23 protein-coding genes and 1 pseudogene are annotated in these 23,564 nt (G+C 72.5%); 14 read left to right on the plus strand and 10 right to left on the minus strand.

Annotated features, from left to right (window positions below; translation table 11 throughout):
• Positions 1-20: 20 nt before the first annotated feature.
• Together OCS65_RS00410 and OCS65_RS00415 are read right to left on the minus strand one after the other, a co-directional pair.
• Positions 21-803: a class II aldolase/adducin family protein gene (locus tag OCS65_RS00410; RefSeq protein ID WP_006944669.1), complete on the minus strand. Its 783-nt coding sequence runs from the start codon at positions 801-803 to the stop codon at positions 21-23.
• Positions 804-912: 109 nt separating this feature from the next.
• Positions 913-2,046: a PucR family transcriptional regulator gene (locus OCS65_RS00415; RefSeq protein WP_029546930.1), complete on the minus strand. Its 1,134-nt coding sequence runs from the start codon at positions 2,044-2,046 to the stop codon at positions 913-915.
• A 173-nt stretch (positions 2,047-2,219) separates the two neighbouring features.
• On the opposite strand from OCS65_RS00415, the gene OCS65_RS00420 reads away from it, so the two are divergent.
• The gene (locus tag OCS65_RS00420) at positions 2,220-2,987 is read left to right on the plus strand and encodes an SDR family NAD(P)-dependent oxidoreductase (protein ID WP_006944673.1); all 768 of its coding nucleotides are present in this window, start codon (positions 2,220-2,222) and stop codon (positions 2,985-2,987) included.
• Positions 2,988-3,057: 70 nt separating this feature from the next.
• A complete protein-coding gene (locus OCS65_RS00425) occupies positions 3,058-3,873 on the plus strand; it encodes an alpha/beta hydrolase (RefSeq protein ID WP_065923221.1) in 816 nt (271 codons plus the stop codon).
• A gap of 1 nt (position 3,874) precedes the next feature.
• Here the strand turns inward: OCS65_RS00425 and OCS65_RS00430 are convergent, their stop codons facing one another.
• A complete protein-coding gene (locus OCS65_RS00430; RefSeq protein WP_029546929.1) occupies positions 3,875-5,467 on the minus strand; it encodes a TM0106 family RecB-like putative nuclease in 1,593 nt (530 codons plus the stop codon).
• A 107-nt stretch (positions 5,468-5,574) separates the two neighbouring features.
• On the opposite strand from OCS65_RS00430, the gene OCS65_RS00435 reads away from it, so the two are divergent.
• The 5 genes from OCS65_RS00435 to OCS65_RS00455 all read left to right on the plus strand — a co-directional run bounded on the left by OCS65_RS00435 (position 5,575) and on the right by OCS65_RS00455 (position 9,211).
• Positions 5,575-6,249: a DUF6474 family protein gene (locus tag OCS65_RS00435; protein ID WP_065923222.1), complete on the plus strand. Its 675-nt coding sequence runs from the start codon at positions 5,575-5,577 to the stop codon at positions 6,247-6,249.
• A gap of 7 nt (positions 6,250-6,256) precedes the next feature.
• Positions 6,257-6,742 (plus strand): hypothetical protein, encoded by a 486-nt coding sequence (locus tag OCS65_RS00440; protein WP_263508402.1) that lies wholly within the window; start codon positions 6,257-6,259, stop codon positions 6,740-6,742.
• A 31-nt stretch (positions 6,743-6,773) separates the two neighbouring features.
• Positions 6,774-7,349, plus strand: a complete 576-nt coding sequence (locus OCS65_RS00445) for a copper resistance CopC family protein (protein ID WP_263508404.1) — start codon at positions 6,774-6,776, stop codon at positions 7,347-7,349.
• Positions 7,350-7,365: 16 nt separating this feature from the next.
• The gene (locus OCS65_RS00450; RefSeq protein WP_263508406.1) at positions 7,366-8,313 is read left to right on the plus strand and encodes a CopD family protein; all 948 of its coding nucleotides are present in this window, start codon (positions 7,366-7,368) and stop codon (positions 8,311-8,313) included.
• A gap of 169 nt (positions 8,314-8,482) precedes the next feature.
• Positions 8,483-9,211 carry an ABC transporter substrate-binding protein gene (locus OCS65_RS00455; protein ID WP_029546926.1) on the plus strand — a complete coding sequence of 243 codons (729 nt, stop codon included), beginning with the start codon at positions 8,483-8,485 and terminating at the stop codon, positions 9,209-9,211.
• Here the strand turns inward: OCS65_RS00455 and OCS65_RS00460 are convergent.
• Complete coding sequence (locus OCS65_RS00460; protein WP_231772173.1) at positions 9,164-9,922, minus strand: DUF998 domain-containing protein; 759 nt, start codon at positions 9,920-9,922, stop codon at positions 9,164-9,166. The genes OCS65_RS00455 and OCS65_RS00460 overlap by 48 nt on opposite strands.
• Before the next feature lie 204 nt (positions 9,923-10,126).
• Between OCS65_RS00460 and OCS65_RS00465 the strand changes: the two genes are divergently transcribed.
• The 3 genes from OCS65_RS00465 (at position 10,127) to OCS65_RS00475 (ending at position 13,342) form a co-directional block, all read left to right on the plus strand.
• Positions 10,127-11,044: a helix-turn-helix transcriptional regulator gene (locus OCS65_RS00465; RefSeq protein ID WP_161995342.1), complete on the plus strand. Its 918-nt coding sequence runs from the start codon at positions 10,127-10,129 to the stop codon at positions 11,042-11,044.
• Between the two features lie 226 nt (positions 11,045-11,270).
• Entirely contained in the window at positions 11,271-11,651 is a 381-nt protein-coding gene (locus tag OCS65_RS00470) for a PLDc N-terminal domain-containing protein (RefSeq protein WP_029546925.1), read from the plus strand.
• A gap of 29 nt (positions 11,652-11,680) precedes the next feature.
• Complete coding sequence (locus OCS65_RS00475; protein WP_263508410.1) at positions 11,681-13,342, plus strand: alpha/beta hydrolase; 1,662 nt, start codon at positions 11,681-11,683, stop codon at positions 13,340-13,342.
• Between the two features lie 47 nt (positions 13,343-13,389).
• On the opposite strand, the gene OCS65_RS00480 is transcribed toward OCS65_RS00475, so the two are convergent.
• The 4 genes from OCS65_RS00480 to OCS65_RS00495 form a co-directional block, all read right to left on the minus strand.
• The gene (locus OCS65_RS00480) at positions 13,390-14,034 is read right to left on the minus strand and encodes a UdgX family uracil-DNA binding protein (RefSeq protein ID WP_420833222.1); all 645 of its coding nucleotides are present in this window, start codon (positions 14,032-14,034) and stop codon (positions 13,390-13,392) included.
• A 40-nt stretch (positions 14,035-14,074) separates the two neighbouring features.
• Positions 14,075-17,263, minus strand: a complete 3,189-nt coding sequence (locus tag OCS65_RS00485; protein ID WP_263508413.1) for an acetyl-CoA carboxylase family protein — start codon at positions 17,261-17,263, stop codon at positions 14,075-14,077.
• 31 nt (positions 17,264-17,294) lie between these two features.
• Positions 17,295-17,921, minus strand: a complete 627-nt coding sequence (locus OCS65_RS00490) for a TetR/AcrR family transcriptional regulator (protein WP_029546921.1) — start codon at positions 17,919-17,921, stop codon at positions 17,295-17,297.
• Between the two features lie 79 nt (positions 17,922-18,000).
• Entirely contained in the window at positions 18,001-18,315 is a 315-nt protein-coding gene (locus OCS65_RS00495) for a hypothetical protein (protein ID WP_263510394.1), read from the minus strand.
• On the opposite strand from OCS65_RS00495, the pseudogene OCS65_RS00500 reads away from it, so the two are divergent.
• Positions 18,275-18,963, plus strand: a pseudogene (locus OCS65_RS00500) (MFS transporter); the annotation flags it as partial. The gene OCS65_RS00495 and the pseudogene OCS65_RS00500 overlap by 41 nt on opposite strands.
• Positions 18,964-19,111: 148 nt before the next feature.
• Positions 19,112-19,417 (plus strand): DUF1540 domain-containing protein, encoded by a 306-nt coding sequence (locus OCS65_RS00505; RefSeq protein WP_006935328.1) that lies wholly within the window; start codon positions 19,112-19,114, stop codon positions 19,415-19,417.
• 12 nt (positions 19,418-19,429) lie between these two features.
• Here the strand turns inward: OCS65_RS00505 and OCS65_RS00510 are convergent, their stop codons facing one another.
• Positions 19,430-20,023, minus strand: coding sequence for a TetR/AcrR family transcriptional regulator (locus OCS65_RS00510; RefSeq protein WP_006935330.1), 594 nt, complete (start codon positions 20,021-20,023; stop codon positions 19,430-19,432).
• Between the two features lie 98 nt (positions 20,024-20,121).
• On the opposite strand from OCS65_RS00510, the gene OCS65_RS00515 reads away from it, so the two are divergent.
• Entirely contained in the window at positions 20,122-21,597 is a 1,476-nt protein-coding gene (locus OCS65_RS00515) for a flavin-containing monooxygenase (protein ID WP_263508416.1), read from the plus strand.
• A 69-nt stretch (positions 21,598-21,666) separates the two neighbouring features.
• A complete protein-coding gene (locus OCS65_RS00520) occupies positions 21,667-22,437 on the plus strand; it encodes a DUF427 domain-containing protein (RefSeq protein WP_029546918.1) in 771 nt (256 codons plus the stop codon).
• Positions 22,438-22,447: 10 nt separating this feature from the next.
• Here OCS65_RS00520 and OCS65_RS00525 read toward each other — a convergent pair whose 3' ends face one another.
• Positions 22,448-23,557, minus strand: coding sequence for a CapA family protein (locus OCS65_RS00525; protein WP_084648692.1), 1,110 nt, complete (start codon positions 23,555-23,557; stop codon positions 22,448-22,450).
• Between the last annotated feature and the right edge of the window lie 7 nt (positions 23,558-23,564).

A 23,564-nucleotide genomic window follows, 5' to 3' on the forward strand; every position in this document is an offset into this window, starting at 1 on the left:
CGGCCGCGCCAGGGCCCGCTTCAGTCGAGCAGATCGGGCTGGGCGGCGACGATGCGTTGATACAGCGGCTGGAACTGGAACCATCCGGCGTACTCGAGTCCGACCTGGTCGTACGTCAACTTCGCGGTGGCGGCGTCGAGGGGGCGGGGGGTGCCGGCGGCCATGGCGATCAGTTGGGCCTGGCACGACCGTTCCATGGTGATGAACCACCACGCGGCCGAGTCGACCGTCTGACCCACGGTGAGCAGCCCGTGATTGGCGAGCACGACGGCCTTGTTGTCGCCGAGGGCGGTGGCGATACGTCGGCCCTCCTCGACGTCGAGCACCACACCGGTGTAGTCGTCGAACACCGCGTGATCGTCGTAGAAGGCACAGGCGTCCTGCGTCAGCGGCTCGAGTCCGATCTTCAGGCTCGACAGCGATTTGCCGTAGAGGGAGTGCGCGTGCGCGGCGGCCACCGCGTCCGGACGCGCAGCATGGACCTGGGAATGGATGGCGAAGGCCGCCCGATTGACGGGCCGGTTCCCCTCGACGATCTCGCCCTCGTGGTTGACCAGGATCAGATCGCTCGCCCGGATCAGGCTGAAGTGCACTCCGAAGGGGTTGACCCAGAAGTGGTCGGAATGCTCGGGATCGCGAGCTGTGATGTGGCCGGCGACGCCTTCGTCGAAGCCGCATGCACTGAACAGCCGGAACGCTGCGGCCAGGCGCTGCTTGCGGTGCAGGCGCTCCTCGTCGGCCGAGCCGAACGTCGGTGGCCGTGGCACCTCGATCCCCGGACCTGTCTGCGCTGCGTCGGTCATGAGCACTCCTTCCCGAGGGCCGATCTCGTGTCCCGGTTCATACTCGGCCTTCGCTTCGCCCGTGACCATCGGCAACAGAGCCGAACTTCGGGCATCCTGTTCGGCAATTTCACGAGAGCGCCGGCGCGACCATCGACCGGACGAGCCCGTCGACCGTGCGCAGATCCCACCCGGTCAACTGCTGCCAGCGTTCGAGCCGGTACGCGAGCGAATTGGGATGCAGGTGCAGTCTCCGGGCGGCCGCGCTGGCCGAGAACCCGCTCTGGGCGAACGCCGAGACCGCTTCGGCCAGGTGCGGGTGCCGGGCCGCGATCTCCGCGCCCTTCGCCAACATCGGCGCCAGCTCCTCCCGGTGTTCGAAGAGGATCGCCGGCAGCCAGCACTCGTCGAAGTCGGCGGTCTGTGCCCGGCCCCGCACCAGCGCGAGCGCGCGCCGGGCGTCACCGATGCTCGTTGTCGCCCCCTCCAGGCCCCGACGGGCGAGCCCCAATCCCACCGACATGTCGGGGCGCACGTGCCGGATCGCGTCGACGACCACCGAACTCGCGACCGTCTGGAAGACGGTGACGACCGTGGTGCCGCGTCGGCTGCACAGCGCCGGCGCCGGTCCGTCGTCCAGCGCGTGCTGCAGTCCCTGCAGCTGCACATCGGACCACGCCTCGGACGGCGTGCATGCGGCTCGGAACATCCCGTCCGGGTCCAGCCCCAGCGCAGCGGCCAGCGTTCGGGCCTCCTCCGTCGGGTGTCCCTGCTCGAGCAGTTCGAACAGCAGCGCGCGGCGATTGGCCCGTACCGCCTGCGCCGTGCGGGTGGCGTCGTCGTGTCCCATCGCCACCGCGGTCGTCCCCGCATGGACGAGGTCCCACAGCAGCCCCCCGGCGTGCAGCAGTTCCGTGGTGGGCTCCGGCGCGTGCTCGACGAGAGCGCGCCACAGTTCTCGCGACCCGATGTGGAAGGACTCGATCACATTCGCAAGGGTCAACCCCTGCAGTGCCCGTTGCCTGCCGAGTTGCCGGGCACGCTCGAACTCGGGGCCTGCCGGGTGCGTGTCTGCGGGACGATCCGCGAGCAACCGGAGGGTGACGAGGAACTGTTGCCGGGTCGATTCGCGGTGCTCGTCCGGCGGCACCACCAGGTAGGTCGGCAGACGTTCGCGGATCCGGTCGACCGCCTCGGCCGACAACGCGTCGAGGTCGGCGATCACCGCGTCACACAACCCGGCGATCGAACTGTCGGATTCCACGGTGCCCCTCCTCCGCTACCGGGCGTTACCGTGGTCGACGCTAGTCGCCGCACGACAGCTCCGGCGCGGGACGGCCCTACCACCGCTGCCGATCCGCACGAGCTAACGCGCGCTAAGGTGCGAGCGTCGACAAGGCGCACGCCGGACGGTGGCGCCACGAAAGGAGCACGGCAGTGGAAATTCAGGGAACCGCCGCACTGGTCACCGGCGCGGCCTCCGGTCTCGGCGCAGCCACCGCCCAGCGTCTCGCCGACGCCGGCGCGACCGTCTTCGGCCTCGACCTCGCGCAGTCCATCGAGCGCGTCGGCGACAAGGCGCCCGCCGGCGTCACCCTCATCGCCACCGACGTCACCAGCGCCGACGACGTGCAGGCCGCCGTCGATCAGATCGTCGCCTCGGGCCTGCCGCTGCGCCTCGTCGTCAACTGCGCCGGCGTCGGCTGGGCCGGCCGGGTGCTGTCGAAGAACGGCCCGCACGACCTCGAGCTGTTCCGCACCGTCATCACCGTGAACCTGCTCGGCACGTTCAACGTGCTGCGCCTGGCCGCCGACGCGATGTCCAAGACCGAGCCCGTCGACGAGTACGGCCAGCGCGGCGTCATCATCAACACGGCCTCCGTCGCCGCGTTCGAGGGCCAGATCGGCCAGATCGCCTACTCCGCCTCCAAGGGCGGCGTCCACGGCATGACCGTCCCCGCGGCCCGCGACCTGGCCCAGTACGGTATCCGGGTCAACACCATCGCCCCCGGCATCGTCGACACCCCGATGCTCGCCGGCGTCACCGACGAATACCGCAAGGGCCTCGAGGCGGGCGTGCCCTTCCCGTCCCGCCTCGCCCAGCCGTCCGAGTACGCCCAGCTCGTGCAGATGATCGCCGAGCACGACTACCTCAACGGCGAGACCATCCGCATGGACGGCGCGCTGCGCATGGCGCCGCGATAGGCGGCTCCGCCGCCGTGGTGTCCTTTCGGATCCGCCCGGATCCGATAGGACACCACGGCACACTGGTGCCATGCGCCTGGTGTGGCTCGTGGTCGCGGTCGTCGCGGTGCTCGCGTCGGCCCTGTGGTTCGGGCAGCGCCGGCTGATCTACCTGCCCGACAGGTCCCCGCCGCCACCGGCGCAGTCGCTGCTGCCCGGCGCCCGCGACGTGCTGCTGACCACCTCCGACGGGCTCGAACTCGGCGCCTGGTACGTCCCGCCCCGCGGCACGGCGCGGGGCTTCACGGTGCTGCTCGCCTCGGGCAACGGCGGCAACCGCGTCGACCGCGCGCCGCTGGCGTCGGCGCTCGCCGAGGCCGGCTTCGCCACTCTGCTCTTCGACTACCGCGGCTACGGCGGCAACCCCGGCCGCCCGAGCGAGGACGGCCTCGCCCGCGACGTGCGCGCCGCCCGGCAGTACCTCCTCGAGCACGAGAACGTCCGACCGGACCGGCTGCTCTACCTCGGGGAGAGCCTGGGCACCGGGGTGACGACGGGGCTCGCCGCCGAGCATCCGCCCGCGGGCATGCTGCTGCGCTCGCCGTTCGTCGATCTGCCCACCGTCGGCCGGCACCACTACCCGCTGCTGCCCACGGGGCTGATGTGGGACCGCTTCCCGGTCGCCGAGACCGTCGCGCGTCTCGACGTGCCGATCACCGTCGTCTACGGGACCGCGGACACGATCGTCCCGCCCGGGCAGAGCGAGGCCGTCGCCGGCGCCGCCCGCCGACTCGTCGAGAAGGTGGCCCTGCCGGGCGCCGAGCACAACGATCCCGTGATGTTCGGCCCGCCGGTGGTCGACCCCCTGATCCGGCTCGCCGAGGCGGTGACGCCCCCGCAGGAGTGATCTACAGGTCGGAGATGTGCGGGATCTCGTGCACCGCACGCTCGCTCATCCACTCGCGGAGCACCTTCGTGGCGATCACGTCGTCCTCGTTGTACTCGAGCAGGCGACGTCGCTGCTGCGGGTCGGGGTCCCCGTCGTAGCCGACGGCCTCGCGGTACCAGCTCATCGACGCCTCCCCACCGGCCTCCTCGTCCCGCCAGCGGTGCCCGGCGATCGGCGCGATCTTCTTGAGTCCCTTGCCGTTCGGGCACACGAACTGATCGGTGACGACCTGGTAGATGTCCACCCACTGCGGCGAGTCGATGAACTCGCGCACCTCGTCCTCGGTCGGTACCCCCGGGAAACCGGCGAACCGGCGGGCCGAGCCGAGCAGCCACTTGTCCTCCGCGGTACGCGAATAGCAATAGGCGGCAAAGGTTTTCCCACTCGCGGCGGCGGCGGCCCGTTCCGCGGACAGCCACGTCCAGAACTCGGCGAAGGAGCGGGCCTCGTCGTCGGTCGGCACCGGATCCCAGCTGACGAACGCCCGGTACGCGGAGATCCCGCCGACGTTGAGCAGCGTGCCCCACAGGTACGCGCCGTGCTCGTGGTAGCTCTCCATGTCGATGTCGATCTCGATGTCCGCACGCCGCACGTGCACGTGGTCGTGCCGCCGCACCAGCGGCGCACCCGCCAGCCACGCCTTGGCCACCACGACGGTGTCCTCGAACGAGCCCTGCGGCCAGGTCTCGGGCGGGTCCCCCTCCCAGCGGGCCAGCTGGTCGATCGTGTGCACGCCCAGCTCGCGCAGCACCGCCGCGCGCTGCCCCGGCGCCACCAGCGACACGTCGTGCGTCGCGCTCAGCTGCTCACGGCACCGCGGCCACCACGGGCAGGTCTTGCACTCCCCGATCTGCAACGGTTCCGTCGGCGTCTCGCCCCGGGCGATCGCGAGCCGGTCGGCCAGCCGCGCGTCGTAGTCCTCGAGGACCGCACTCAGGTCGTGCACCAGGATGCAGTCCCCGCCGTACCCGATGGCGCCGCCGACCTGCGCCGGGCTGGCCAGACCGTGACGCTCGAGCATCCGGTACAGGTGGGCCACCCGCATCTGGTCGCGCACCTGGCTGCGCACCTTGCGGGTCTCGTCGACCACCGGCTCCCACGCGAACAGCCCCGACGTCGTCGCGCCCCGGCCCGGGTCGGTGACCTTGTGATTGACCACGATCACCGGGATGTAGCCGCCGCGCTCGACGTCGCGCAGCAGGATCTCGGCCCGGCCCCGCCGGCCCGAGTCCGGCTCCGACGGCAGGACCGCGCCCCAGATCCGGTTCGCGCCGCGACGGCACGCGTCGAGGGTGGCTTCGGCGCGCCGCCATGCCGGCCCCTCGGGGTCGATCCGCGCCCAGTCGCCGGGGTTCGCGTCGAACAGCCGCTGCCGCACGGCCTCGCGGTGGGTGGCCGCCGCCTCCTGCCGCTGCTTGGCTCCCGGGTGCTCCGGGGCCGCGGCCAACTCGTCCGGAAAGGCCGCGTCCAGATGGACCCGGTGCCGGCAGCGGGTCAGCGCGCTCGCCTCGATCAGGACCGGCGAGGTCCGTCTCTCGCTGGATACGTTCACAGTGAAGAACAGTATTCGTCCACCTAGGGTCAACCGGAAACCCCCGTCACGGATAGGCTGACCCGTGGCGCCGTGGGCGCCGTACACCGAATGGAGGGTCCTGTTCGATGGCGTTGTTCAAGAGGCGGAAGCGCCGCGCCACCCGCAAGGCGGAGGCGAAGGCTCTCAAGCACAAGGCAAGGCTCGAGGCCAAACTCAACGCGAAGAATCAGCGCAAGCGCGACAGCCGCCTGACGAAGGCCGAGATCAAGGCGGCCAAGGCCCAGCTCAAGGCCGACAAGGCGCTGATCGAATCGCAGACCCGGGTCGAGAAGCAGCAGCTCGCCACGCTCAAGGCCCAGGAGAAGGCCGCCGCCCAGAAGGGCTTCACCGCGGCGAAGGTGCGGCGCTACCTCGCCGTCGTGCGGCTGCTCGCGCCGGTGCTCGTGCCGCTGGTGTACCAGGGCGTGACCGCGCTGCGCGGTCAGCTCGACGCCGCGCGCGCCCAGCGCATGGGCGTCGCCGTCGACCAGCTCGGCGAGTACACCGGTCACGGCGCGCACCTGAGCGCCCGCATCGCCGGGGCCGAGAAGTCGCTCGACGAGATCCTCGAGCGCCATCCCAAGGACGCCGAGACCCAGAAGTTCGCCGACGCCATCCGGGGCCGGCTCTCCGACCTGACGGCCGCGGTGCACGCCGCCGAGCAGATGCCGGCACCGCGCCGCAAGGCCGCGCACGCCGGCATCTCGCGGGAGCTGGACGGCATCGAGGCCGACCTGCTCGCCCGCCTCGGCGTGCGCTGACACCAGCGTGACGCCCGGCTCGACCCTGCGCGGCGCCGCCGCGGGAGCGCTGACCGCCGCCCTGGCGGTCGCCGCGCACGGCGGCGCCGGCGGCGGCGTGCCCGGCAACGCGGCGGTGGCGTTGCTGCTCGCCGTCGCGGCCGGGGTCGGGCTCGTCGCCGCCCACCTCCGCGCGGTGCCCACCGCGGTGCTGCTCGCGGCCGGGCAGGGGGCGACGCACCTGGCGCTGGCCGCGGTCACGACCGGCCACCTGCACGCGTCGGCGCCGATGCTCGTCGCGCACACCGTCGCGGTCGTTGCGTGCGCGGCCCTGCTCGAGGCGGCGCAACGCCTGTACGGGCCGCTGACCCGGGCGGTGCGGGCGGCATGGACCGCCGCGCCCCCTCGCATCGAGGCAGCCCGGGCGGTGCTGCCGGTCGAGGCGGGCCGGACCGTCGCGTCGGCCCGGCCGGCACCGTGCATCTCCCGGCGGGGGCCGCCCATCGCGGCGTGACCGCGACCCACCCCACCGGAGAGAGAAACCCATGAACATCCCGAACACCGTCGCCGCACGCCGGCGACAGACCCCACTCGTTCTCGCCCGGCTCGCCGGGCTCCTCGGCGCGGTCGCGGCGGCATTGCTGTTCGCGGCCGGCCCGGCCGCCGCGCACTCGGTTGTCATCGCCAGCACACCCGCGCCGGGCGAGCAGATCGCGCAGGGCCCCGAGCGCGTGAGCCTGACCTTCAACGAGGCTCTGCAGGAGTCCTTCGCCGCGCTGACCGTCGTCGGCCCGGACGGCAACCTGTGGTCCAAGGGTGATCCCCTCGTCGAGGACGCCACGGTCTCCGTGGCCGTCGGCGATCTCGGCCCGGCCGGCGAGTACACCATCGCCTACCGCGTGACCTCGGCGGACGGCCATCCGGTCACCGGCACCCAGGTCTTCACCCTCACGCAGGACGGTCCGGGCGCACCCGGTGCGGCGGCCGCCGCCGGTGCCGCGGCGCCCGCGGCGGACAGCGACGAGGACAGCGGCCCGGCCGTGTGGGTCTTCGTCGTCGTGGGCGTCGCCGTCCTCGCCGGCGTGCTGTGGTTCGTGCTGCGCAAGCCGAAGAAGGCCTGACGCCGGTGGCGGGGCGTTGACGACGAGCGGCACCGGCACCGTCGCGCACCGGGCGTGGCTGCTCACCGCCGGCGTCGGCGCCACCGCGGGCGTCGCCGCCGGATGGCTGCTGGCGAACCCGGCCGCGTCGAGCTGGGTGCGGGCGCTGTCGCTGTGCGTCGGCGCGACGGTGCTCGGCCTGGCCACGCTCGGTGTCATGGTGCGCGACGAGCGGCGGCCCCCCGTCGCCCCCGGCGACGTCTGGCGTGTGATCGCCGGTCTCGGCGGGCTCTGGGTGCTGACGGAGGTCGTGCAGCTCGTGCTGCAGGCCGCGGACACCACGAACGTCCCCGTGTCGCGACTCGGGGTGTCGCGCTTCGCGGAGTACCTCGGCAGTGCGGGCGCCGGCCGGATCGGCGTGGCCGCGCTGCTGTGCGTGCTGGTGTGCACCCTCGTCGCCGCCCTCGCGTATCGCCGGTCGGCGGCGTGGCCCACGGTCCCGGTCCTCGTCGCCGCGGCGCTGGCGCTCATCGCCCGGCCGGTCACCGGCCACATGTCCCAGCAGGCCCTCGGATCGCTGCTCGACGCGGCGCACGCCCTGGCGGCGGCGCTGTGGTTCGGCACGCTCGTCGCGCTGGCCCTGACCGTCCGGTCCCGCGGCGCGTGGGCCCGGCTGCTCCCCCGGTACTCGGTGCTCGCGGTGCGATGCGTCGCCGTGCTCGCCGCGACGGGCGTCGTCGACGCGGCGGTACGGCTCGGCTCGGTCACGGCGCTCGTCGACACCGGATACGGCCGCATCGTGCTGGCCAAGACGCTGACCCTGACGGCACTGCTGGCGCTGGCGTGGTGGTGGCGGCGGACGTGGGTGCCGGCCGCGGCCGCGCACCGGGTCACCGCGGAGGCGTCGCTGCGCAACGCGGTACTCGAGGTCGCCGCGACGTCCGTCGCGTTCGGGCTCGCTGCGGCGCTGGCCACCAGCGCCTGAGCTGGCCCCGCGGCGTCCCGGCGTCTGGATTGCGGGAGTGTGACCGCGCACAATGGGAGGTGTCGAGAAGAGTGCGACGAAACGGACAGGCACAACGGACGGGACGGTTGCCGATGTCCGAAACCGGTGCTGTGACGACCCGCGTCCGGCCGCACCCGGGCCGCCAGTGATGACCACCCGGACCTCCGCACTGCGGGTGGGATCGGCGATGCCCGATCCGCCGTTCGAGTTCTACGAGCGTGGCGGGCCCGTGGGGTTCGACATCGACCTCACCCGGGCCCTCGCCGGGCACCTCGGGCTGCGGTGGGAATTCGTCCCGCACGAGGGCGACGACTTCGAGACGATCTTCGACGAGCTGGCGGCGGGGCGCTTCGACGTCGTCGCCTCCGGCACCACCGTCACCGAGCCGCGCCGCGAGCGGGCCTCGTTCTGCGCGCCGTACTTCGTGTCCGGGCAGTCCCTGGCGGTCGACACCGCCCGTCACCCCGCGGTGCAGGGGGTGGCAGACCTGGCGGGCCTGACCGTCGGGGTGCAGCAGGGGAACACCAGCGAACCGGTGGTGAAACGCCTTCTCGCCGAGGGACGGATCGGCGGGATCCGGGTGTACGCGTACCACGAGATCGACCGTGCCCTGGACGAGCTGTCGACCGGCGGGTGCGACGCCTTCATGAAGCTCGGTCCCGTCCTGACGTGGCTGACCCGCGACCGGACACACGTCGACGTCGTCGAGTACGACATCACCCGCGAGGAGATCGCCCTGGCGGTGCGCCTCGGCGATGCCGCGCTGCGCGCCGATCTCGAGGAGGCGCAGCGCGCCCTCACCGCGGACGGCACGCTCGGCGCGCTGGTTTCACGATGGCTCTCCCCCGCTCGGGGCGACGGCACGTCGTCCTCCTGACGCACCGCGAAGCGATGCCGGCCGGGTGCGGCGGACGAGCAGAGCGACCGCCAGCACCGCGACCCACAGCACGAACGCACCGAACATCACGCGTTCGACCGCGCCCATGCCGGGGGTCGGCTCGGCGGCGGCGACCGCCGGCACGTACCGGCCCGTCCATGCTCCGAACGCCAGGATCGTCGCGACCGTGACCGCCGAGTACACCCGGAACCAGGTTCCGAAGGCAGCGGCCGCGAACCCGATCATCGCGCACCACAGCGAGACCGTCACCGCGCTGAGAACCAGGTGCATGGTGTCGGCGAGCGGCATGGCGGCCCCGGCCTCGATGTCCTCACGTCCGGTCATCGGAAACGGCAGCCACAGGGGTCCCACGAATCCGTAGGCCACCAGGAGAACTCCCGCGATGCGCAGGGGGCGGACGCCGCGGCCCGTCCGCCACACGCCGATCCCGAAGGCGACGATCAGCACGTCGTACACGAATCCCACAGCGGTCAGGGGTGCCCGGGTCGGCGCACCGACCGACGTCAGCTCGCTGATCGCCTGATCGAACCGGCTGTAGCCGTCGTAGAGCGCAGCCGCGAGTATCTCGTGCGCAACCACGTACAACAGCGACGACACGACCCCGCAGGCGAGCAGCACCGTCGACGCCGTGCTCGGACGGTGCGACCCGTCGCGCCGGGCCTGGGATGTGTGCGGAGCAGGGGTGGACACCGTCGACCTCCCCGGACGCCGACTCGGCGGTGCGGGCGCCCGATGGGTCCAGCATGATCCGGCCGGGGAGGCGACGCCAGAGACCTTCGGCCCCGATCCCCGCGGAATGTGAGCTATCCGTCGCCCGTATCCCCCGCCACGGCCGGTGCAGCATGCCACGCTGACGCACCGAGCCACGGACGCGCCGGGGCGGAAGGGACGAGGGTGTATCGGAAGATCGAACTGCGGGGCCGGCAGGGCTTCGAGGCGATGGCCTCCGATGCCGGGAGCCGCACCGAGCTGTTCGTCCCCGACGTGACGCAGTTCCGGTTCCGGATGGAGATCTGCAACGTCGGGGCGATCAGTGTCGGCCGGGTGCAGATGTCACCGCATCGTGCTCTGGCCGGCGTCGTCGAGGACGGCGAGGTCGCGAACCTGTTCCTGATGCTCACCGGCGAGCGGATGGTCGACCACGGCACCACCCGGGTACACGTCAAGAGCGGCCGGATCGTCCTGCAGGTCGGGTGGAATCGATACGAGGCCGCGGATGCGGACGGCTCGGACCTGCTCCTGGTGCGCATTCCCCGCCACCGGCTCGAAGAACGCGGACTCGATCTCGAGGAGACGGCCGTGACGTTCGGGCCGGCCAAGCCCACCCTGTCGACGCACGCGCTCAACGCAGTGGGAATGGCCATGCTCCGCGAACGCGGTCGTCACAACACCACCGCGGCCCCGCGCGGCGTGGAGAACGCCCTGATCGAGCTCGTGGTGGGGCTGCACCACGAATCGCTCGGCTACGGCGCCGATTCCGGCGAACTGTGCGGCAGCGCGTACACCCGCGCCCTCACCCTCGTCCGGGCCCATCACAGCGACCCGATGCTGACTCCGACCGTGATCGCGGAGCGGCTGCAGATGTCCTTGCGGAGCCTGCAGCGCGCCTTCGCGGCCCACGACACCACGGTCGCGTCCCAGATCCGGCGACTGCGCGCGCACCGCGCCGCCGTGCTCCTCCAGGAACCCGCCTATGCCCGCACCACGGTCGCCGAGATCGCGGCGATCGCCGGTTTCGCGTCCAGCGCCGAGCTGCGTCGCGCCCTTCGCGCGGTGCGCGGCGTGAGCCCGAGTGAGCTGCGACCGCACTGAGCTCGACCACACCGGGCTCGACCGCACCGGGCTCGACCGCACCGGGCTGCGACCACGCTGGGCCTCGACCCGCACCCCGGAACAATCGTGGTGCATTTCGCGTCACCACGGTGCATTCTGCGCCGCCGTGTTCCGGTGCCCGGCGAAGACCGTGTACCTGTTTGCGTCCGGGTGTCCTTTCCGTCCGTTTCCCGGGCACCTCCGAACCGTGAGAGGCGTGTGCGTGATGCTGGATTCGTTGTGGGACCTGTTGTGGTACACCCTGGTCGTCTTCGCGTTCGTCGCGTACCTGCTGATCCTGTTCCAGGTGCTGACGGACCTGTTCCGTGACCGTTCCACGTCCGCCGTGGTCAAGGTCGTGTGGATCATCTTCCTGGTCGTCCTCCCGTACCTGACCGCCTTCGTCTACCTGCTGGTGCGGGGCCGCGGCATGTCCGAGCGGCACGCGGCCGCCCACGAGGCGGCCCAGCACGCGGCCGACGACTACATCCGCAAGGTGGCCGGACGATCCCCGGCGGCCGAGATCGCCGAGGCCCAGGCACTGCTCGAGGCCGGGACGATCACCGGCGACGAGTTCGACCGGCTCAAGGCCAAGGCCCTGCGCTGACTACCACCGCTGACGTCGAGCCCGGCCGGGTGGTCACGCCGCGCGCTCGGCTGCTCGGCTACGGGCGCCGGTTCCACCCGATCGGTCTGGGCTTCGCGCTGGTGTTCTTCGTCTGGTCGATGACGCCGTCGTTGCTGCCGCGGGTGTGGTATCTGCAGGGCGTGGCGTCGGGGCTGAGCCTGGTGACCGGCTATGGGATCGGCTGCCTGCTCGCCTGGGTGGTCCGGCGCTGCGGCGTCGATCCGCAGTGGTCGGAGCGGACCCGCCGGGTCGGCTGGTGGATTCTGGCCGGGGCGGCGCTGGTGCTGGTGCCGGTGTTCCTCGTGCTGGGGTCGTGGTGGCAGCAGATCATCCGGGACCTGGTGGGGGTGCCGCGGGCCCAGCGCTCGTTCTATCTGCTGGTGCTGCTGATCGCCCTGGTCGTCGCTCTGGCGCTGCTGACGATCGGCCGGGGCCTGCGTGCGGGCACGAACCGGTTGACCCGGCTGGGCCGGCGGTACGTGCCCGGGCCCGTCGCCCGGCTCGGGGCGGTGACCCTCGTGGTGCTCCTGAGCGTGTTCGTGCTCGACGGCGCCGTCCACCGGGGTGTGCTGGGCGTGGCGGAACGCTCGTCCGAGGTGGCCGATCAGGGCACCGCACCGGGTGTGGTGCAGCCCGGGCTGCCGGAACGGTCCGGATCGCCGGCCTCGAACGAGGCGTGGGACACCCTGGGCCGGGAGGGCCGCACCTTCGTCGCGGGCGGGCCGAGCGCCGAGCAGATCGAGACCGTCACCGGGGCGCCGGCGCGCACCCCGATCCGGGTCTATGCCGGCCGCGAATCCGCCGACACGGTCGAGGGCATCGCGGACCGGGTCGTCGCCGAGCTCGAGCGCACCGACGCATTCGACCGCCGGGTGCTGGCGGTGGTGACCACCACCGGCCGCGGCTGGGTCAACGCGAACGTCGCCGGGGCCTTCGAATACGTCGCCGGCGGGGATTCGGCGATCGCGGCCATGCAGTACTCGTTCCTGCCCAGCGCGTTGTCGTTCGTCGCCGACCGGGAGACGCCCCGGCTGGCGGGGCGGGCGCTGTTCGAGGCGGTGTATGCGGCGTGGTCGGCGCGGCCCGAGCCGGATCGGCCGACGCTGGTGGTCTTCGGCGAGAGCCTGGGCTCGTACGGCGGTCAGGCGGCGTTCGCGTCGGGGCCGGACCTGGTCGCCCGGACCGACGGGGCGCTGCTGGTGGGTACCCCGAACTTCGCGCAGCCGTGGGGGGAGATCACCGCGGACCGCGACCCGGGGTCGCTCGAGCGGCTGCCGGTGGTCGACGCCGGCCGCCACATCCGGTTCGCGTCCCGCCCGGACGACGCGGACCTGCCCGGGCCGTGGCAGTTTCCGCGGGTGGTGTTCTGGCAGCACGCGAGCGATCCGATCACCTGGTGGTCGTTCGAGCTGTTGCTGCGGGAGCCGGACTGGTTGCGGGAGCCGCTCGGCCCGGATGTGGATCCGGGCATGCGGTGGCTGCCGTTCGTCACGTTCTGGCAGGTCACGCTCGACATGGTGTTCTCCGCCGACGTCCCGTCCGGGTTCGGCCACGCGTACGGGCCGGAGGCCGCGCAGTTGTGGGCGGACATCCTCGCCCCCGACGGCTGGGACGACGCGGTCACCCACCGGGTGCAGAACGCCCTCGCCGGGACGGTGTCCGACGACTGAACCGCTGTGGGTACCGAACAGCTGTAGGTACTGGACATCTGTAGGTACTACAGCGCCCCGGCGGCCACCCGCAGATCGGCGACCAGCCCGGCGAGGGCCTCGTCCCGCTGCTCCGCCGGTCCGCGCAGGATCGCCGACGGGTGGATCGTGGCGACGACGGCCGGAGCGGACGGAATCTGCACCTCCCCGTCGAGGTGCAGGATCTCCCCCCGGTGCGCGGTCACCCGGAACGACGGGCCGAGCAGCGACTGGGCCGCGGTGGCGCCGAGGCACACGAGCACGTCGGGCTGCACGGCCCGCAGTTCGGCGACCAACCAGGGCCGGCACGCGACGATCTCGCCGCGTGCCGGTTTCTTGTGGATGCGACGCCCGCCGGCGGCGGCCCGCTCGAACTTGAAGTGCTTGACCGCGTTGGTCACGTAGACCTCGCCGCGGTCGATCCCCGCCTCCTCGAGGGCCCGGTCGAGCAGCCGCCCGGCCGGGCCGACGAACGGCTCCCCGGCCCGGTCCTCCTGATCGCCGGGCTGCTCGCCGACGAGCACGAGCCGGGCCGTGGCCGGGCCGGCGCCGAACACGGTGCGTTCGGCGTTCCGGTACAGCTCGCATCCGCGGCAGCCGCCCGCCGCGGCCGCGAGCTCGGCCAGGTCGGTGGTCTCCGGCACGAACTCCTCGGCTCCCGGTTGCCTGCTCACCGCCACCTCCCTTCGGTGACGGACGGGTACCCACCGGCGCTCAGGACATGCGCAGCCGCGACACCCAGGCCCGTGTATCGGCGGGATCGATGACGTCGTCGAGTTCGAAGATCGTCGCGGCCTGCAGGGCCTTGCCGTGCTGGTAGGCGGCGGCGACGAGCTGCGCGAACAGCTCGTCGCGCGCGGCCCGGTCGGGTGCGGCCTCGAGTTCCTTGCGGAAGCCGAGCCGCACCGCCCCCTCGAGCCCCATGCCGCCGATCTCGCCGGTGGGCCACGCCACGGTGAACTCGGGTGCGTGGAAGGACCCGCCGGCCATGGCCATGGCGCCGAGGCCGTAACCCTTGCGCAGGATGATCGTGCCGAACGGGACGGTCAGGCGCGCACCGGCGACGAACAGCCGGCCGAACCGGCGCACCGTGGCCTCCTTCTCCGACTCGGGTCCGACCATGAATCCCGGTGTGTCGCAGAGGCTCACGACGGGCAGGCGGTGCGCCTGGCACAGCTCGAGGAAGTCGGCGGCCTTGTCCGCGGCCTCGGCGTCGATCGCGCCGCCGAGGTGGTGGCTGCTGTTGGCGAGCACCCCGTACGCCGCGCCCTCGACGCGGACGAGGGCGGTGACGATGCCGACACCGTAGTCGCCGCGCAGTTCGAGCACGGAACCGACGTCGGCGATCGCATCGATCGCCGCGCGCACGTCGTAGGCGCGCAACCGGTTCTCGGGAACGACGTGGCGCGCCAGCCGCGGGTCCGGGGCCGCCCACTCGCCGGCGGCGGCGGTGAAGTAGCCGAGGTACTGCCGGGCCAGTTCGACGGCGTGCGCCTCGTCGCGTGCGGCGAGGTGCACGACGCCGTTGCGGCGCTGCACGTCGATCGGGCCGATGTCCTCGGGCCGGTACACGCCGAGCCCGCCGCCCTCGATCATCGCGGGCCCGCCCATGCCGATGTTGGTGTCGGGAGTGGCGATCAGCACGTCGCACACGCCGGCGAGTGCGGCGTTGCCGGCGAAGCACCGCCCGGAGACCACCGCGACGGTGGGGACGCGCCCGCGCAGGGCGGCCATCGCGCGGAACGTCGACAGCTCCAGGCCCTGTCCGGGTCCGGCGTCGACGTCCCCCGGGCGTCCGCCGCCGCCCTCGGCGAACAACACGAGCGGCACCTCGCGGCGGGCGGCGAGGGCGAGCAGCCGGTCGGTCTTGCTGTGGTTGCGCATGCCCTGTGTGCCGGCGAGGACGGTGTAGTCGTAGGAGAGCACCACCGATTCGGCACCGTCGATGCGGGCGAGACCGCCGACGAGCCCGTCGGCGGGGGTGTTGGCGATCAGGTCCTCCTCGCTGCGCCGGCTGCGCTGCGCGGCGAGCACGAGCGGCCCGTACTCGACGAAGGTGCCGTCGTCGACGAGGTCGGCGATGTTCTCCCGCGCGGTGCGACGACCCGTCCGGTGCCGCTTGGCGACCGCGTCGGGCCGGGCGGCGTCGAGGGTGCGGGCGTGCCGGTCCCGGATCTCGGTGAGGTCGTCGCGCACGGCGTCGAGGTCCCGCTCACCCCCGTCGCCGGTGGCCGCGTCGCCGGACCCGGCGCGCACCACGGCGAGCACCTCCCCCGGCTGCACGGTCTGCCCCGGCCGCACCAGCAGGCGCACCACGGTCGCCGATCCGGAGGCGGACACCACGTGCTGCATCTTCATCGCCTCGAGCACCGCGACGGGTGCGCCCGGTGCGAGCGCGTCGCCGTCGGCGGCGGTCTCGACGACGGTGCCGACCATGTCGGCGCGCACCGCCTCCTCCCCCGCGTGCAGTTCCGGCGCGACGGCCGGTGCGCCGTCGGGGCCGGCGACGGCGAGGTCGGCGATCCGTTCGTCCAGCCACGACGTGTGCACGTCGGATGCCGCGAAGTCCTTGTCGCGCAGGATGTTCTGCAGAAACTCGGCATTGGTGGCGACACCCTCGACGAGCAGGTCGCCGAGCGCCGCGTCCGTCTTGCGCAGCGCCGCCGCGAAGTCGTCGATGCGGGTGTGGGTGATCACCTTGGCCAGCAACGAGTCGTAGCGCGGGCTGGTCGTCAGCCCGGGACGGCCGTAGGTGTCGACGCGGACGCCCGGCCCGGTGGGCGGCGTGAACACGGTGAGCGTGCCGGAGGCGGGTACGGCCCGGCCGTCGGGGCGCATCGTCTCGGTGTTGACGCGAGCCTGGACGGCGATGCCCCTCGCGGCGGCGGGCTCGCCGCGCACGCCGGCGCCGTCGGCGGTGACGCCGCCGGGCAGGCCGAGTTCGTCGAACCGGGCACCGCGGGCGATCGCGATCTGCGTCGCGGCCAGGTCGACGCCGGTGACCTCCTCGGTGACCGTGTGCTCCACCTGGATCCGGGGGTTCACCTCGAGGAACACCGCGTCGTCGCCGGCGACGAGGAACTCGACGGTGGCCAGACCCCGATAGCCCACCGATGCGCACAGCCGCGCCGCGGCCTCGTGCAGCGCGCGGCGCACCGTCGCGCCGAGCCGTTGCGCCGGAGCGATTTCCACGAGCTTCTGGTGGCGTCGCTGCACGCTGCAGTCCCGGTCACCGAGCGCGAGGGCCCGCACCCCGCCCGCGCCGTCGGGGGCCGCGACGACCTGCACCTCGATGTGCCGGGCCCGAGCGCACAAGGCCTCGGCGAACAGCGCGCCGTTGCCGAAACCCAACTCCGCCTCGGCCGTACACGCGCGGAAGGCGTCGTCGAGGTCCGCGGCGTCGCGCACGATCCGCATGCCGCGGCCGCCCCCGCCGGCGAGCGCCTTCAGGACGATGCCGCCGGGGTGGGCGGCGAGGAAGTCGCGGGCCGCGCCGGCCGTGACGCCCCCGTCGGTGGCGGGCAGCACGGGCACCTGTGCGGCGACGGCGGTGCGGCGGGCGGCGGCCTTGTCGCCGAAGATCCGCAGCACCTGCGGCTCGGGTCCGACGAACGTCACCCTGGCCGCGGCGCACGCTTCGGCGAATTCGGCGTTCTCGCTGAGGAATCCGTATCCGGGGTGAACGAGGGTGCAGCCGGTCTCGGCGGCGGCGCGCAGCAGCGCCTGCCCGTCGAGGTAGGCGGCCGGTCCGGCACCGGTCAGCGCGACGGCGCGGGTGGCGGCGGCGACGTGCGGGCTGTCCGCGTCGTCCTCGGCATACACGGCGACGGTGTCGAGGCCGAGTTCGGTGGCGGAACGGATGACCCGCAGGGCGATCTCGCCGCGGTTGGCTACGAGCAGCATGGGTGTCGGGGGTCCTGTCGGTCGGGGCCGGTCAGCGGAAGCCGATGAGCCGTTCGGACATCGCGATCATGTCGTCGATGTAGGACTGCTGTTCCTGTCTCGGGGCGCCGAGCAGGCGCAGGGCGCCGGCGCGTTGCGCGTCGGCGAGGGTGCGGGCGATGCGTTCGGGTGGCGCGCACGGGAGCACCTCGCCGGTGGCGTTGATGCGTTCGACGAACCGCACGTAGCGGCCCACGAGGCGTTCGCGCACGCTCTCCCACTCGGCGCCGACCTCGTCGTCGAGGCGGGCGCGGTGTTCGATCAGCTCGAGGATGCGGCCGTTGACGTAGACGGACTCGATGAAGGCGCGGGTGGTGGTGCGCAGCACCCGGCGCAGGTCGTCCACCGCCTGCCCCTCCATGTGCTGGGCGTCGAGGAACTGCCGGCACACGAGGGTGGCGAGCGCGCGGAACACCTCCTCCTTGGAGGAGAAGTACGCGTAGAAGGTGGCGCGGGAGACGTCGGCGCGGCCGGTGATCACCGCGACGGTGGTGCGCTCGTAGCCGAGTTCGCCGAAGCAGTCGCGGGCGGTCTCGAGCAGGGCCCGCCGGCGCGGGCCGTCGCTGTCCCGCCGCGCGGACCGGGCCCGTTCCTGGGCTTCGCTCGTCGTCACCCGCACAGCATGCGTTGACGTTGACGTCAATGTCAACGGCGGAGGCCGCGCTCGTGTCGCTCCGCGCCGCCGGGCGGGCGCGGACTCAGGACCCGCTGCGGCCCTCGGGGTGGGACGGGGACGATCCGGGCGAGCTCACCGGCCGGGGCCAGGGGTGCCCCGCCAGACGCTCGAGGTCGGTGTCGAACCGTTCGAGCCAGCGGGTGAACTCGGCGACCTCGGCGGGATCCCAGTCGACCAGCACCCGCTCGAGCCCGGCGACGGAGCGGGCGCGTTCGTCGTCGAGGCGACGGACACCCCCCGCGGTGATGCGGAACTTGCGCGCGATGCCCCCTCGGGGTCGGGGATGCGCTCGGCGAGAGCTGCGCCGGCCGCATCCGCCCGTGGGCCTGCGGTCCACCGCCCGGCCCCCGGTGCTGCCGACCAACGCCGCCTCGGTCGTGGTGGGGTTCGGGATGTACGCGCAGTCGCTCATCGTGCCGCAGCTGCTGCAGCTGCCCGCCGAGACCGGCTACGGCCTGGGCCAGTCGATGCCGGCCATGGGACTGTGGATGGCACCGGGCGGCCTGGTGATGATGGCCGTCTCACCGATCGGCGGAAGATTGTCCGCGACCCGCGGCCCGAAGGTCACCCTGTTGATCGGATGCCTGGTCATCGCCGCCGGCTACGTGGTGTCCCTGCTGCTCATGGGCTCGACGTGGGGCTTGATGCTCGTCGTCTGCATCGGCAGCGCCGGTGTCGGCTTCGCCTACGGGGCCATGCCCGCGCTGATCATGGGTGCGGTGCCGCAGTCCGCGACGGCGTCGGCGTCAACTCCCTGATGCGCGCAGTGGGCACCTCGGTGTCGGCGGCGGTGGTCGGCGTGGTCCTGTCGCAGATGAGCGTGCAGGTCGGCGGCTACAGCCTGCCGACCGAGGGCGGGTTCCGCACCGGGATGCTCATCGGCTGCGGTGTCGCCCTCGTCGCCGCCGCCGTCACCCTCGCCATCCCCGTCGCCCGGCGGCCGAGCCTCGAACCGGTGCGCGAGCCCGCCGCGGCCCGGGCGTGAGCCGACCCGGTTTACGCAACACGGGTGTTCTCGAAATGCACCGCACACCAACGAAATCCGCTCGTCCACTACCCTGTTCGCACACCCGCCGCACCACTACCATGGTCTGCATCCCATAGTGGACAACCGTCCTCCGGAAGGATCGATCATGACCACGATGGAAATGCCGCACGTCACCGAGTGCAGCGTCGGCACCTGCTCCTACAACCACGACGGCTGCCACGCCTACGCCATCAACGTCGCCGGGCACAACGGCAGCGCCGACTGCGAGACGTTCATCCCGCTGTCGACCAAGGGCGGCCTGGACACCGTCACCAGCAGCATGGTCGGCGCCTGCCAGCGCGCCGACTGCGTGCACAACCAGGATCTCGAGTGCACCGCGAGCGAGATCCGCGTGGGCGGCACCGGCAGCGGAGAGCACGCGGCCAACTGCCTGACCTACCGAGCCCGGTAGGTTCCGCCGACCTCACCGCCGCGGCCGCATCAACGCGCGCACCGCGTCCGTCAACGCGGCCGCCGACAGCTCGGGACTGATCGCGCGCTGCAGGCCCAGGCCGATGCCGAGCCCGAGCAGCATGGCCGACGCCTGCCCGGGATCCATCGTGGGCGTGACGTCGTACCGGTCGGCGAGCGAGCGGATCAGCTCGGCGATGAGCGTGCGCACCCCTTCGGCACCCGCCGCGATGCGGGACCGGATCTCCTCGTTGTGCCGGGAGCGCACCGAGAACTCGATCTCGAGCAGGGTCCAGCGCCGGTCGCCGATGGTGCGCTCGGCCCACGCCCCGAACGCGGTCACCACGTCGTCGAGCGACGCACCGGCCGCGAGCGTCGCGGCGATCTCGCCCATGCGCTCGGCCCGGATCCGGTCGAGCACCGCGAAGCACAACTCGTCCTTGTTGCGGAAGTTGGAGTACACCGCTCCCTTGGAATAACCGGCGTCCTCGGCGATCTGGTCGAGGGACGCCGCGGCGTAGCCGCGCTCGAGGAAGTGCTCGGCCGCCGTGGCGAGCAGATCCTCACGGGTGCGTGCCTGAGTCTCCTGGCGGGTCGGTCGTGCCACGACTCGACGGTACCGGAGCGGCCGAAGTTCGGATACTGTGGTTATCCGGATACCGACGGTATTCGAATGGGGATCACGGGAGACGAGGGGACGACGCGATGGACGAATACCGGGTGGTGGTGATCGGCGCCGGGATCTCCGGCATCGGCGCGGCGATCGCGCTGCGACGGCGCGGGATCACCGACTTCGTCGTCCTCGAGAAGGCCGGGACCCTCGGCGGCACGTGGCGCGCCAACACGTACCCCGGATGCGCCTGCGACGTGCCCTCGCTGCTGTACTCGTACTCCTTCGCCCGGAACCGGGACTGGAGCCGAATCTTCGCCGGGCAGAACGAGATTCGCGACTACATCGAGCACACCGCCGACGCCCGCGGCGTGAGGTCCCACGTCCGGTTCGGGATCGAGATGCTGCGCGCGGACTGGGACCCGATCGACGCGCGCTGGACCCTCGAGACCACCGGCGGGACCGTGCGGGCGCGGTTCCTCGTCGCCGCCGCGGGACCGTGGAACGAACCGCTCGTACCCGACATCCCCGGTCTGTCGCAGTTCCCCGGCGAGGTGTTCCACTCGGCGCGCTGGAACCACGACTACGACCTGCGCGGCAAGCGCGTGGCCGTCGTCGGCACCGGAGCCTCGGCCGTCCAGTTCGTCCCCGAGATCGCGCCGGACGTCGCGCGGCTGCACCTGTACCAGCGGACGGCGCAGTGGGTGCTGCCCAAGCCCGACCGCCGGCTGTCGGGGTTCGAGCGCCGGCTGCTCGCCCGCGTCCCGGGCGCGCGACGACTGGTCGAGGCGACCGAGTACGCGCTCATGGAGGCCCTCGGCCTCGGCTTCCGGCACCCGTGGCTCATGCGGCAACTGCAGTGGATCGGCCGCGCCCAGCTGCAGGCGCAGGTCCGCGACCCGCGGCTGCGCCGCGCCCTGACCCCCGACTACACCCTGGGCTGCAAGCGGCTGCTCATGTCGAACACCTACTACCCCGCCCTCACCCGCCCCCACGTCGAGGTCCACCCGAGCGCGGTGCGCGAGATCCGCGGCTCCACCGTGATCGCCCAGGACGGCAGCGAAGCCGAGGTCGACGCCGTCGTCTTCGGCACCGGCTTCCATATCCTCGACATGCCGATCGCCGGCCGGATGTTCGACGGACAGGGACGCAGCCTCGACGAGCACTGGCAGGGCAGCCCGCAGGCGTTCCTGGGGTCGTCCGTCGCGGGCTTTCCCAACGCGTTCGTCCTGCTCGGCCCCAGCCTCGGCACCGGTCACACGTCGGCGTTCCTCATCCTCGAAGCCCAGCTCGAGCACGTCGCGACCGCGATCGACACGGCGGTGCGCCGCGGCTGGCGCACCCTCGAGGTGCGGCGCGACGTCCAGGACGCCTTCAACGACGAGGTCCAGGCCGCCCTGCCGGGCACGGTCTACAACTCCGGCGGATGCCGCAGCTACTTCTTCGACGCCAACGGCCGCAACAGCTTCAACTGGCCGTGGTCGTCGGCCGCGCTCCGTCGCCGGGTGTCGGCGTTCGACCCGGGCGTCTACGCCGTCACGCGCGACGACGAACCCGTGCCCGCCGGGTGATCCGTGTCCGCCGGTGATCCGTGCGCCCGGCGGTCCTCGGTGCCCGGATGGCCGGCGTACCGTCGGGGCATGGCCCGCAGGTCCGCCACCCGCCGCCGTCCGCCCCCGTCGGACGGCTACCTGTACGAACCCAGCGAGCGGCGGGTCCGCGGAACCTGGGCCGGTCACACCGTGGTCGACACCATCCGCGCGCTGCTCGTGTGGCCGCCCGGCCATCCCGTCCCCTTCTACCTGTTCCCCCGCGACGACGTGCGCACCGATCTCCTCGCGCCCGCCCCGGCACCGGGCGACAGGAACGACGTCGCGCGGTGGTTCGACCTGACCGACGACGAGACCCGGGCGCCCGCCGCGGCGTTCGTGCTCGACGTCGCGGGACTCGAGGAGTACATCGGCTTCGAATGGTTCGGCCGCCGGGGAGCGGGCATCGAAAACTGGTACGAGGAGGACACGGAGATCTTCGTTCATCCCCGCGACCCGCACCACCGGGTCGATGCGCTGCCCAGCAGCCGGCACGTGCAGGTGTCCATCGCCGGCACGGTCGTCGCCGAGACCCGGAACCCGGTGCTGCTGTTCGAGACCCACCTGCCCGTGCGGTACTACATCCCGCCCGCCGACGTCGACTTCTCGGTACTCGAGGAGACGGAACTGCACACGTCGTGCCCCTACAAGGGCACGGCCCGGTACTGGAGCTTCACCGGAACGCCGCGGGCCGAGAACGTCGCCTGGTCGTACCCGGATCCCCTCCCCGCCGTCGCACCGATCGCCGGCCACGTCGCGTTCTACAACGAGGCGGTGGACCTCGTCGTCGACGGCGTTCCCGTCGCGCGTCCGGGCGGCTGACCGCGCCGGCTCACCGCTCGAGCCGGATCCACGGGCCGCCGTCCCCCGCGGCCCGCAACCGAGTGCCGAAGATCGCCGACGACTCCTCGAGCGCCGCGCGCAGCCAGCGCTCCTGCGACTGCGTGACGTGTTCGAGCCGCATCCGCCGCGCCCGCACCGGCATCATCCGCAACTCCCGCAGCTCCCGCGAGTCCGCGTCGAACGAGACGACATACAGCAGGCGCAACTCGTCGCGGAAGCGCTCGTAGCCGCCGATGCCCTCGTAGTCGTTGATCAGGTCGCCGCACCCGTACAGCACCGGCTTGCCGCGGTAGACCTCCAGCGGCCGCGGGTGATGGGACGAATGCCCGTGCACCACATCGACGCCGCCGTTGATCAGACGGTGCGCGAACCGCACGTGCTCGTCCGGCACCGCGTAGCCCCAGTTGGATCCCCAGTGCACCGACACCACCACCACATCGCCGGCCGCGCGGTCGGCGTCGATCCGGGCGAGCAGCCCGTCGGCTCCCGCCTCCGACACCTCCGGCAACAGCGCCACCCCGGGCCGCGTCGCCGTCGCGGCCCACCACGGGGCGATCCCGCTCGACACCGCACCGACCGACCACACCCGCACCCGGCCCGCCCCGACCGGGACCGTCGCCGGCCGCCACGCCAGCCGATCGTCGCCGCCCGCGCCGGCGAGCCGCAGTCCCGCCGCCGTGAGGACCTCGACGGTCTCGCGCAGACCACGGACGCCGAAGTCGAGCACGTGATTGTTGGCCAGGGTGCACACGTCGACCCGTGCGACGGTGACCACCTCGACGTTCGCCGGATTCATCCGGTAGTGGATGCCCTTCTCCGGCGCGTAGTCCCGCGACGTGGTCACGGACGTCTCGAGGTTGACGATCCGAACGTCCGGGGCGCACTCGTCGAGCACGGACAGCGCGATACCCCACGGCCAGTCGTATCCCGCGGGCCGCGGAATCGCGCCGCTGCGGGTCTCGGCGAGTTCGACGTAGTCCCGGGCGTCCTTCACGTAGGACTCCCGCAGCGTGGGACCTCCGGGGTGCAGGAGGATCTGGTCCACACCCCGGCCGGTCATCACGTCTCCGGCGAGGAAGAGCGTCACCGTGCCCGGCACACCTGCG

This window comes from Rhodococcus aetherivorans, assembly GCF_025722975.1.
Lineage (GTDB): Bacteria > Actinomycetota > Actinomycetes > Mycobacteriales > Mycobacteriaceae > Rhodococcus > Rhodococcus aetherivorans.